Here is an 11,072-nt window from a genome sequence, read left to right as displayed (position 1 = left end):
ATGTACCACCCCACAGTCGCCCGGCTCACCTACCGGGGCCTGCTCGGCCGCCGCCGCGCCGCCGTCCTCTTCGCCCTCCCCGCCCTGCTGGTCGCCGTCTCGGCGGCCGTCCGCCTCTTCCAGGGCGCCGACGACCAGATCGCCGCCGACCTGCTCGGCGGGTTCGCGCTGGCCACGATGGTGCCGCTGATCGGCGTCATCGCGGGCACGGGCGCGATCGGCCCGGAGATCGACGACGGTTCGGTCGTCTACCTCCTCGCCAAGCCGGTGAAGCGCCCCGTGATCATCTTCACCAAGCTGGTGGTCGCCGTCGCGGTGACCATGGTCTTCTCGGCCGTCCCCACCCTGGTCGCCGGCCTGGTCCTCAACGGCAACGGCCAGCAGGTCGCGGTCGCGTACACCGTCGCCGCGCTCGTCGCCTCGATCGCGTACAGCGCCCTCTTCCTCCTCCTCGGCACGGTCAGCCGGCACGCCGTCGTCCTCGGCCTCGTCTACACGCTGGTCTGGGAGAACCTGTTCGGCGGCCTCGTCTCCGGGGTGCGGACGCTGAGCGTCCAGCAGTGGGCCCTCGCGGTCGCCGAGGAGGTGACCCGCGGCGAGGGGCTCGTCTCCTCCGACGTGACGCTGCCGGTCGCGGCGGTCCTGCTGGTCGTGGTGACCGCCGCCGCCACCTGGCTCGCCGGCCGGAAGCTGCGGACCCTCGTCCTGGCGGGCGAGGAGTAGGCCCGCCGGGGCCTCCCCCGGGCGGCGGACGGCGCGGCGGACGGGACCGGGCGGGATTACTGTGGGCCACGGGCACGACAGGCCCGCACGACCCGCACTCACACCCTGGGGAGCAAGCCATGTCAGACCGCTTCGACGTCGTTGTGCTCGGAGCAGGCCCCGGCGGTTACGTCGCCGCGATCCGCGCGGCCCAGCTGGGCAAGCGCGTCGCGGTGGTCGAGGAGAAGTACTGGGGCGGCGTCTGCCTGAACGTCGGCTGCATCCCGACCAAGGCGCTGCTGCGCAACGCCGAGCTGGCGCACATCTTCACCCATGAGGCGGAGACGTTCGGCATCAGGGTCGAGGGCCGGGTCTCCTTCGACTACGGCGAGGCGTTCCGGCGCAGCCGCCGGGTCGCCGACGGCCGGGTCAAGGGCGTCCACTACCTGATGAAGAAGAACAAGATCACCGAGTTCACGGGCCGGGGCACGTTCCTCGACGCCCACACCCTCCGGGTGGCCGGGGCGGACGGCTCGACCACCACGATCTCGTTCGACGACTGCATCATCGCGACCGGGGCCACCCCGCGCCTGCTGCCCGGTACGCGCCGCAGCGACCGCGTGGTCACGTACGAGGAGTTGATCCTCGAGGAGGAGCCGCCGGGCTCCGTCGTCATCGCGGGCGCCGGGGCGATCGGCATCGAGTTCGCGTACGTGATGCGCAACTACGGCGTGAAGGTCACGATCGTCGAGTTCCTCGACCGGATGGCACCGCTGGAGGACAGGGACGTCTCGGCGGAGCTCGCCAAGCAGTACCGCAGGATGGGCATCGACGTCCTGACCTCCACGCGCGTGGAGGCGATCGACGAGTCGGGTCCGCAGGTCCGCGTCACGGTCGCGGGCGAGGACGGCGCGCAGCGGGTGCTGGAGGCCGATATGGTCCTGCAGGCGATCGGCTTCGTGCCGAACGTCACGGGCTACGGCCTGGAGGCGACGGGCGTGCGGCTCACGGAGCGCGGCGCCGTCGAGGTGGACGGCCGCTGCCGCACGTCGGTGCCGCACGTCTACGCCATCGGCGACGTGACCGCGAAGCTCATGCTGGCGCACACGGCGGAGTCCATGGGGATCGTGGCCGCCGAGACGATCGCGGGCGCCGAGACGATGGAGCTCGACTACCCGATGATCCCGCGCGCGACGTACTGCCAGCCGCAGATCGCCAGCTTCGGCTGGACGGAGGAGCAGGCGCGGGAGAAGGGCTTCGACGTCAAGGTCGTCAAGTTCCCCTTCACCGCGAACGGCAAGGCGCACGGCCTCGGGTACTCGACGGGCTTCGTGAAGCTGATCAGCGACGCGAAGTACGGCGAGATCATCGGCGCCCACCTGATCGGCCCCGACGTCACGGAGCTGCTGCCCGAGCTGACGCTGGCCCAGCGGTGGGACCTCACGGTCCACGAGGTGGCGCGCAACGTGCACGCCCACCCGACGCTGGGCGAGGCGGTGAAGGACGCCGTGCACGGCCTCGCCGGGCACATGATCAACCTCTGACGGCCCCCGCGCCGGACCCCGGGCGCGGGGCGGCCGCCGCGCGCCGGCGGCCGTCCCCTGCCCGGACTCAGCGGGAGAGCAGCCGCTCCAGCACCGCGGCGATGCCGTCCGCGTCGTTGGCCCCGGTGACCTCGTCGGCCACGTCCTTCAGGGCGTCGTGGGCGTTGGCCATGGCGACGCCGTGCCGGGCCCAGGCGAACATCGGGATGTCGTTGGGCATGTCGCCGAACGCGATCGCGTCCGCCGCCCCCAGGCCCAGGCGGCGGGCCGCCAGGGAGAGACCGGTCGCCTTGCTGAGGCCCAACGGCAGGATCTCCACTATCCCCGCGCCCGCCACGACGGCGTCGACGAGGTCGCCGACGACCCGGCGCGCGGCGGCGGCCAGGGCGTCGTCGTCCAGGCCGGGGTGCTGGACGTACACCTTGTTCAGCGGCGCCGACCACAGGTCCGCCGGGTCCTCCAGGGGAAGGCACGGCACGGTGTCGTCCTGCAGCCGGTAGCCGGGACCGACCAGGAACTCGCCGTCCGGGCCGTCGAGGCCGGCGGCCAGCGCCAGCGGACCGATCTCGGCCTCCAGCTTCGCCAGGGCGAGCGCCGCCAGCCGCCGGTCCAGCGTCACCGACGTCAGCAGCCGGTGCTCGCCCGCGTGGTAGACCTGGGCGCCCTGGCCGCACACGGCGAGGCCGTCGTAGCCGAGGTCGTCGAGGATGTGGCGGGTCCAGGACACGGAGCGTCCGGTGACCACGATGTGCGCGGCGCCCGCCGCCGCGGCGGCGGCGAGCGCGTCCCGGGTGCGCCGCGACACGGTCCCGTCGGGACGCAGCAGCGTCCCGTCGAGGTCCGTCGCGACGAGCCGGTAGGGGAAGGGGCTCACCTGGCCACGGGCTCCAGCAGCTCCCGTCCGCCGAGGTACGGCCGCAGGATCCCGGGCACCCGGACCGAGCCGTCGGCCAGCTGGTGGTTCTCCAGGATCGCCACGATCGTGCGCGGGACGGCGCACAGCGTGCCGTTGAGCGTCGAGAGCGGCTGGACCTTCTTGCCGTCGCGCATGCGCACGGACAGGCGCCGGGCCTGGAAGCTGTCGCAGTTCGACGCGGAGGTCAGCTCGCGGTACCTGCCCTGCGTCGGGATCCACGCCTCGCAGTCGTACTTGCGCGAGGCGGAGGCGCCCAGGTCGCCGCTGGCCACGTCGATCACCTGGAACGGCAGCTCCAGCGCGGTCAGCCACTGCTTCTCCCACTCCAGCAACCGCCGGTGCTCGGCCTCGGCGTCCTCCGGCGCGACGTACGAGAACATCTCGACCTTGTCGAACTGGTGGACGCGGAAGATGCCGCGGGTGTCCTTGCCGTACGTGCCGGCCTCGCGGCGGTAGCAGGGGGAGAAGCCGGCGTACCGCAGCGGCAGCCTGTCGGCGTCGAGGATCTCGTCCATGTGGTAGGCGGCGAGGGGCACTTCGGAGGTGCCGACCAGGTAGAAGTCGTCCTTCTCCAGGTGGTAGACGTTCTCCGCGGCCTGGCCGAGGAAGCCGGTGCCCTCCATGGCGCGCGGGCGGACCAGCGCCGGCGTGAGCATCGGGACGAACCCGGCCTCCGTGGCCTGCGCGATTGCCGCGTTGACCAGTGCGAGCTCCAGCAGGGCGCCGACGCCCGTCAGGTAGTAGAAGCGCGAGCCGGACACCTTGGCGCCGCGCTCGACGTCGATGGCGCCCAGCGCCTCGCCGAGCTCCAGGTGGTCCTTCGGCTCGAAGCCCTCGGCGGCGAAGTCGCGGATCGTGCCGTGCGTCTCCAGGACGACGAAGTCCTCCTCGCCGCCCACCGGGACGTCCGGGTGGACGAGGTTGCCGAGCCGGAGCAGCAGGCGCCGGGCCTCCTCGTCGGCCTCGTGCTGTTCGGCGTCGGCGGCCTTGACGTCGGCCTTGAGCTGTTCGGCCCGCCTGAGCAGTTCGGCCTTCTCCTCGGGGGACGCCTTGGGGATCAGCTTGCCGAGCGACTTCTGTTCGGAGCGGAGTTCGTCGAAGCGGACGCCGGACGACCTGCGCCGCTCATCGGCGGAGAGCAGGGCGTCGACGAGCTCGACGTCCTCTCCACGGGCGCGCTGGGAGGCGCGCACACGGTCGGGGTCCTCACGGAGCAGGCGAAGGTCAATCACCCCTCCAGGCTACCGGTGCGCGCCGGCCGCCCCCACGTGTGCCGCCCCTTCACGGGGCATTGCTTTGCCTTGATTGCCGGGCTTGTCAATGATCGCGGTGAAGAATGCCGGTATCCGGGCGAACGTGGCCTCGTATGCGTAACTTTTCCACAGAGGTGGTCGCGCGAGGGGAAGTTATCCACAGGCTGTGTGGAAAGGGTGTGGATTTCCGGATCGATCGTCTGAGGAGGGGGGTGGTGAGCCTGTTTTCCTGCTCAAACTCGCTCCAGGTGCTCATTCGAGCGGGAATTTTTTCCTCTAAGGGATTGGTGGGGGAAAATTAAGATGACGTGAGTGCATGGAGTGGCTGATCGAGCCTTGATCGCTCTATGCGGAAATTTTCCGAATTTGTCCGTTTCTGACATGCGGAGGGGAAGGTGGGATATCGACTTGTCCCCAGGTCACCTCCCTATCCTGTGGATAACTCCGCCTCCGTTGGGAGGCCGGGAATCCTCAGTCGCCCCGGCCGTCCTGGCAGCGCGCCAGCCAGTCCGCCGCCGCGGTGAAGTCGGCGTCCGACGTGCCGGGCCGCGGGAGCCGCACCCCGTCGGCCGTCCCTCCCGCCCGCGGGTACGACCCCAGGAAGCGCACCTTCGGGCAGATCCGCTTCAGCCCCATCAGCGCCTCGCCCACCCGCCGGTCCGCGATGTGCCCCTCGGCGTCCACCGCGAAGCAGTAGTTCCCGATCCCCGCGCCCGTGGGACGCGACTGGATCAGCATCAGGTTGACGCCGCGCACCGCGAACTCCTGGAGGAGTTCCAGCAGGGCGCCCGGATGGTCGTCCCGGAGCCAGATCACCATCGACGTCTTGTCCGCGCCCGTCGGCGCCGCCGGCCGGGCCGGCCGCCCCACCAGCACGAACCGCGTCTCGGCGTTCTCCGCGTCGTGGATCTGCGTGAACAGCGCCTCCAGCCCGTACGTCGCCGCCGCGAACTCCCCCGCGAACGCCGCGTCGTACCGGCCCTCCCGCACCAACCGGGCCCCGTCCGCGTTGGACGCGGCCGACTCCCACACCGCGTCCGGCAGGTGGGCGCGCAGCCACTTCCGCACCTGCGGCTGCGCCACCGGGTGGCCGGTCACCGTCTTCACGTCGGCGAGCTCCGTGCCCGGCCGCACCAGCAGGGCGAACGCGATGGGCAGCAGCACTTCGCGGTAGATCACCAGCGGCCGGCCCGACGCCAGCTCGTCGAGGGTGGCGGTGACCCCGCCCTCGACCGAGTTCTCGATCGGCACCAGCGCGGCGGCCGCCTCGCCGTTCCGCACGGCGTCCAGGGCGGCCGGCACCGACACCGCCGGCACCAGCTCGCGCGTCGCGGCTTCCGGCAGCGTGCGCAGGGCCGCCTCGGTGAAGGTCCCCTCGGGGCCGAGATAGGTGAATCGCGTGGCCGACATACCGGTCACCCTAGTGCGCCCGCACCCCGCGCCGCCGGTGCTTCCGGCCGGTGCCCGCCGCGGCCCGCACCCCGCGCCGTCACGCCTCCAGCAGCCGCTGCCCCACGTACTCGCCCTCCGCGGGGCCGCCCGGCACCGCGAAGAGGGCGCTCGACTCGTGCCGGATGAACGGGGACAGCGCGTCGCCCCGGTCCAGCTTCCGCTGCACCGGCAGGAACCCCTTCCGCGGGTCCGCCTGCCAGCAGACGAACAGCAGCCCCGCGTCCGGCGTCCCGTCCGGGCCGATCCCGTCGTGGTACGAGAACGGGCGGCGCAGCATCGTCGCCCCGCCGTTCTGCTCGGGCGCCGAGATCCGCGCGTGCGCGTCGGCCGGGATCACCGGCCTGCCGTCCGGTCCCACCCTCTCCAGGTCCGGCTCCGTCGTCTCCGTACCGCCCGTCAGCGGGGCGCCGTCGGACTTGCGCCGGCCTATGACCGCCTCCTGGTCCGCCAGCGGGAGCTTCTCCCAGTCGTCGAGCAGCATCCGGATCCGCCGCACCACCGCGTAGGAGCCGCCGGTCATCCAGGGCTGGGTGCCGCCGGGCGCGACGAAGACGTGCCCGGCGAAACCGGGGTCGGCCGGCTTCGGGTTGCCCGTGCCGTCGATCTGCCCCATCAGGTTGCGGGTCGTCATGGGGCGGGCGGTGGCGCCGGGCGAACGGTTGAAGCCGTCCATCTGCCAGCGCACCCTCGCCGCCGCGCCCGCCTCCCGCTGGACGGTGCGCAGCGCGTGGAACGCGACCAGCGCGTCGTCGGCGCCGATCTGCACCCACAGGTCGCCGCCGGACCGCTTCGGATCGAGCCGGTCGGACGAGAACACCGGAAGCGGTTCCAGTTGCTCCGGGCGTCGCGCCGCCAGTCCCGTGCGGTCGAAGAAGGAGGCGCCGAACCCGAAGGTGAGCGTCAGGGAGCACGGCCCCGCGTCCCGCGCGACCCCGCCGTCCGCGCCGCCCACCGGTTCGCCGGCCATCAGCAGTTCGGCCGCCGCCGACCACCGCCGCATCAGCGCGGCGGCCTCCACGCGGCCCGAACCCGGCGCCAGGTCGAACGCCGCCAGGTGGCCGCACGCCTGCGCCGGCTGCACGATCCCCGCCTGGTGGGCGCCGCGGAACGGCACCCGTGCCGAGCCCACAGCGGCCAGTGCCGGCCCGCCCCCGCCGTCGCCGAGGGCCGCGTACCCGGCGGCGCCGCCGACACCGCCGAGCGCGAGCCCCGCCGCCCCGGCGGCGCCCACGGTGCCGAGCAGCCGGCGCCTCGAGATCTCCAGGTTGTCACTCATGGTCAGGTCAACCGATCTTCACGTTCTCTTCGATGGTGGTCTGGTCGACGTCGGACGTCCGCACCGTCACCCGGACGCGCCAGTCCCCCGGCATCGGGAGCCGCGCCGAGCGGGCGGTCCACCGGCCCGCGGCAGTCCGGTCGAGCACGACCGGAAGCGGCCCGATCCCCTGGGCGTCGAGCGTGAACGACACCTTCAGCTCGGCCGTGTCCCGCGGCCGGCCGTCCGCCCCGTCGACGGCGACCCGCAGCGTGTTCCCCCGGACCGGCCGGGGTCGAGGACCAGCCGCACGGTGCCGGCGCCGTCCGGTCCGCCCGTGTCGAACGGCAGGCCGAGGTCGACCGGCCGGTCCGGTACGGCGGTCGCGGCGGCGGCCCGCATCCGGTCGGCCTGCTCCTGCGTGCGGCCCGGTTCGGTCGAGGTGAGGGCGGTGGTCACCCCGAGGAGCACCACGACGACGGCCGTCTCGGCGAACACGGAGCGGCGCAACCCGGCCCGTGCCGGGTCCGCGTCGCGCGCGCGCCGCCTGCGGGCCGCCGCGACGGCGGCCCGCTGGCGCGCGAGCTGGGCGGCGCGCACCGGGTCGGCGGCGCCGCGGGCCGCGCCCGCGTCCTCGCGCTCCGCGCCGTCGTCCTCCGCGCGCGGGGGCGCGCCGGCCGTCTCCGCGAGCCGCCGCGTCCAGCGCCGGGAGCCCCAGCCGACGGCCAGCAGGACGGCGACGAGCCCCGCCTTCACCAGCAACAGCCGCCCGTACGCGGTACCGGTCAGCGCCGTCCACGTCCCGACCTGCCGCCACGACTGGTACAGCCCGGTCACCACCAGCACCGCCACGCAGCCGGCCGCCAGCCGCGAGTACCGCCGAACGGCGTCGCGCTCGACGGCCGGCTCCCGGTACAGCGCGACGACCAGTGTCACGAGGCCGCCCAGCCAGCCCGCGACGGCGAGCAGGTGCAGTACGTCCAGCGGCACGGCGAGCCCGGTCTGCAGGCCGGTCGACGCGTGCTCCGACAGCGCCCACGTCCCGGCGGTCCCGACGGCGACGACCGCCCAGCCGACCGCCGGCCCGTACACCCCGACCCGTCGGCCGCCCGTCCCCCCGGGCCGCGCGTACGGCCCGAAGACCACCGCGACGAGCAGCCCCGCCACCGCGGCCAGCAGCAGCCGCGAGACGAGCGCGGCACCGGTCCCGGTGCCCAGCACCTCCCGCAGCACCCCGGGATCGAGGGCGCCGGCGGGCTCCCCCGCCCCGGTGTACGGCCCGCGCAGCACCAGCAGCGCCAGCGTGGCCGCGGTGAACGCCGCCCAGCCGCAGGCGACGAGCCGCCGCACCGGCCGTACGGACGCGCCGCGCGGCCAGCAGGCCAGGACGAACGCGGAGCCGCCCGCCATCACCACGAAGCCCGCGTACGACACGTACCGCCCGACGCCGTACAGCAGGCCGACGAGCCCGCCGCCCGGCTCCTGCCGCGGCAGGACGACCTTCGTCCCGGACGGCTCGCCGATGGAGAAGGTGAACGCCCCGGAGATCGGGTGGCTGTCCGCCGAGACGGCCCGCCACGCCACGGTGTACGTGCCCTCGGGCAGCCCGTCGCGCAGGTCGACGCCGTACTTGACGACCGAGCCGCTGCACATGTCGCGGAGCTCCCCGCCGTCGGCCCGCCTCCCGCTCGGTTCGAGCACGCGGATGTCGTCCTCGCCGAGGGCGACCTGCTCCGAGAAGGTGAGCGTGACGCGGTGGGGCGCGGTGGCCACCACCGCCCCGTCCGCCGGGTCGCTGCCGGTCAGCACGGAGTGCGCCGACGCCGCGCCGGACAGCGCGGTGCCGAGGAGCGCCGCGGTGGACAGCAGCAGCGCCAGCACCCGGTGCGCGGTCGTCCACCGGCCCGGCGGACGACCGCGCACCGGACGTGCGGCGGCTCGGGGACGGGGGGTGTGGGCCGTCATGGTGGGTCCTCGTCGTTCAGTGCCGCGTGCCGTCGTGCTGCTGCGGCGACCGGTGCCGGTGGCCGTGCGTCGTGTGCCCGCCGGACCGCCGCGGGTCGTGGGTCCTGGCCTCGACCGGGATCTCGACCTCGATCGGGCCGGACTCCTCGAAGTGCAGCTCGACCCTGACCTTGTCGCCCCGTTTCGGGGTCCGCTTCAGGTCCATGAACATCAGGTGGCTGCCGCCGCGCTCCAGCCTCAGCTCGCCGTGCGCGGGCAGGTCGAAGGACTCGACCTGCCGCATCTTCCGGTCCCTTGTCTCGTGCAACTGCACGTCGTCGGAGAGGTCGCTGGTGACGGAGGTGAGCGTGTCACCGGCGTCGCCGGAGTTGGTGACGGTGAGGAAGCCGCCCGCCATGTCGGCGTTCACCGGCTCCGGGATGAAGGCGCCGCCGACCTCCAGCCGCGGCTTGCCGCCCGCCGGCCCGGTGGACGAGCAGCCGCCCAGCACCAGGCCGGTGAGGAGCGCGAGTGCGGCGGAGAGGGCTGTGGTGGTGCGGGTCACGGCTTCTCCCCACGGATGAGCTTCGGCAGGTCCTCGGCGTACTGCTCGGCGGTGGTGTCCTCGCCGTAGACCACGTAGCCGCGGTCGGTCTTCGGCGAGAACGCCATCACCTGCGCACCGTGCATGGAGACGACCTTCCCGTCCTTGTCCCTGGACGGCGGGTCGATGCCGATGCCGAGCCGGCGGGCACCGGCCTGGATCTTCGGGAACTCGCCGCTGAGGCCGACGAAGCTCGGGTCGCCCGCGGAGGGCAGCCACTTGGCCAGCTCGGCGGGGGTGTCGCGCTCGGGGTCGGTGGTGATGAAGACGACCTCGAGCTTGTCGCGGTCGGCCGCGGGCAGCCGCCTCATCGCCTCGGCGATGTTGCTCATGGTCAGCGGGCACACGTCGGGGCAGTGGGTGTAGCCGAAGTAGACGAGGGTCGGCTTGCCCTCGGTGCGCTCCCGCAGGTCGTACGGCTTGCCGGTGGTGTCGGTGAGGACGAGGTCCGGCTTTTCGAACGGCCGGTCCAGGACCGTGCCGGGCTTCCCGGCGTCGGGCGCCACCGACACGTCGGTGACGGGACTGCCGCCCGTGGCCGCGGTGTCGCAGGCGGACAGGGCCAGGGCCGACGCGGCGGCGAGCGCCGCGGCGGTGAGCCGGAGGCGGCGGGCCGCCCGACGGGGCCGCGCGGCGTTGAGGGCGTTGCGCATCACGTGTTCTCTCACATCGGTAGGGGTGCGGGCGTCGTCGGGGGTCAGGCGGAGCGGCGGCGGCCGGCCAGGACGCCGTAGGCGACGCCGACCGCCCCGACCAGGATGCCGACGGCGCCGAGGATCCGTGCGGTGGTGTCGATCGCGTCGGCGGATGCCGTCCCGGTCTCCGCCCCGTCCTCCTCGGCGGAGGCGAGTTCGAGGACGGGCGCGGGGGAGTCGGGCTCGGCGGCGCCCTCCTCCGCCTCCTCGATCCAGCGCACGACCTCCTTGTCGTCGTACGTCTGGAGGGCCTTGAAGACGAGCCGGTCGGTGCTCTCGGGCAGACGGCCGAGCGAGACCGGGAACTGCTGGAACTGGCCGGGGCCGATCTTCGAGCCGCTCGCCGTCCAGATGATCTTGGAGGGCGCTTCCGTGATCTTCCTGCCGTGCACGACCAGCGGGGTGTCGAGCTTCGCCTTCTCGACCGCGACGGTCCAGCCGGGCACGGGCTGCGGCATCGCGGACGCCAACGGGTGGTCCTGGGGGAGCGTGACCTCCAGCTTCACGGTCGAGGCGCCGTCCCGTTCGTTGGGCACCTTGAAGTTGACCGTGGCGTAACCGCCCTTGGCGGCCTGGCCCTGCGGCTGGACGGTCACATGGGCGTGGGCGGCGGGGGAGAGCAGCAGGACGGACGAGACGGCGGCGCCGCCGACGAGGGCGAGGCGCGAGGGCAGACGGGTGACGTTCATGTCGGAACACTCCACGGG

General features: G+C 73.4%; 9 protein-coding genes and 1 pseudogene. 2 read left to right on the top strand and 8 right to left on the bottom strand.

From position 1 onward, the window contains the following. Together LUW75_RS12100 and lpdA are read left to right on the top strand one after the other, a co-directional pair. Window positions 1-723 (top strand): ABC transporter permease, encoded by a 723-nt coding sequence (locus LUW75_RS12100; protein WP_250335616.1) that lies wholly within the window; start codon window positions 1-3, stop codon window positions 721-723. 119 nt (window positions 724-842) lie between these two features. Continuing rightward, a complete protein-coding gene (gene lpdA / locus LUW75_RS12095) occupies window positions 843-2,246 on the top strand; it encodes a dihydrolipoyl dehydrogenase (protein ID WP_250335615.1) in 1,404 nt (467 codons plus the stop codon). Between the two features lie 67 nt (window positions 2,247-2,313). Here the strand turns inward: lpdA and LUW75_RS12090 are convergent, their stop codons facing one another. The 8 genes and pseudogenes from LUW75_RS12090 to LUW75_RS12055 all read right to left on the bottom strand — a co-directional run bounded on the left by LUW75_RS12090 (window position 2,314) and on the right by LUW75_RS12055 (window position 11,054). Beyond that, window positions 2,314-3,120: an HAD family hydrolase gene (locus LUW75_RS12090; RefSeq protein WP_250335614.1), complete on the bottom strand. Its 807-nt coding sequence runs from the start codon at window positions 3,118-3,120 to the stop codon at window positions 2,314-2,316. Next, window positions 3,117-4,394: a serine--tRNA ligase gene (serS, locus tag LUW75_RS12085; protein ID WP_250335613.1), complete on the bottom strand. Its 1,278-nt coding sequence runs from the start codon at window positions 4,392-4,394 to the stop codon at window positions 3,117-3,119. Before serS ends, LUW75_RS12090 begins: the two co-directional genes overlap by 4 nt. 492 nt (window positions 4,395-4,886) lie before the next feature. Then, complete coding sequence (gene pheA, locus LUW75_RS12080) at window positions 4,887-5,825, bottom strand: prephenate dehydratase (RefSeq protein ID WP_250335612.1); 939 nt, start codon at window positions 5,823-5,825, stop codon at window positions 4,887-4,889. Window positions 5,826-5,904: 79 nt separating this feature from the next. Then, window positions 5,905-7,143 carry an iron uptake transporter deferrochelatase/peroxidase subunit gene (gene efeB, locus LUW75_RS12075; RefSeq protein WP_250335611.1) on the bottom strand — a complete coding sequence of 413 codons (1,239 nt, stop codon included), beginning with the start codon at window positions 7,141-7,143 and terminating at the stop codon, window positions 5,905-5,907. Window positions 7,144-7,150: 7 nt separating this feature from the next. Continuing rightward, window positions 7,151-9,087, bottom strand: a pseudogene (locus LUW75_RS12070) (copper resistance protein CopC). Window positions 9,088-9,103: 16 nt separating this feature from the next. After that, complete coding sequence (locus tag LUW75_RS12065; RefSeq protein WP_250335610.1) at window positions 9,104-9,631, bottom strand: copper chaperone PCu(A)C; 528 nt, start codon at window positions 9,629-9,631, stop codon at window positions 9,104-9,106. Beyond that, complete coding sequence (locus tag LUW75_RS12060) at window positions 9,628-10,323, bottom strand: SCO family protein (protein ID WP_250337636.1); 696 nt, start codon at window positions 10,321-10,323, stop codon at window positions 9,628-9,630. Before LUW75_RS12060 ends, LUW75_RS12065 begins: the two co-directional genes overlap by 4 nt. A gap of 44 nt (window positions 10,324-10,367) precedes the next feature. Next, entirely contained in the window at window positions 10,368-11,054 is a 687-nt protein-coding gene (locus LUW75_RS12055; RefSeq protein ID WP_250335609.1) for a YcnI family copper-binding membrane protein, read from the bottom strand. Window positions 11,055-11,072: the final 18 nt, after the last annotated feature.

This window comes from Streptomyces sp. MRC013 (genome assembly GCF_023614235.1).
Taxonomy (GTDB): domain Bacteria; phylum Actinomycetota; class Actinomycetes; order Streptomycetales; family Streptomycetaceae; genus Streptomyces.
Note: the sequence above shows the minus strand (reverse complement) of the source record. Positions and strands in the feature narration are given on the sequence as shown.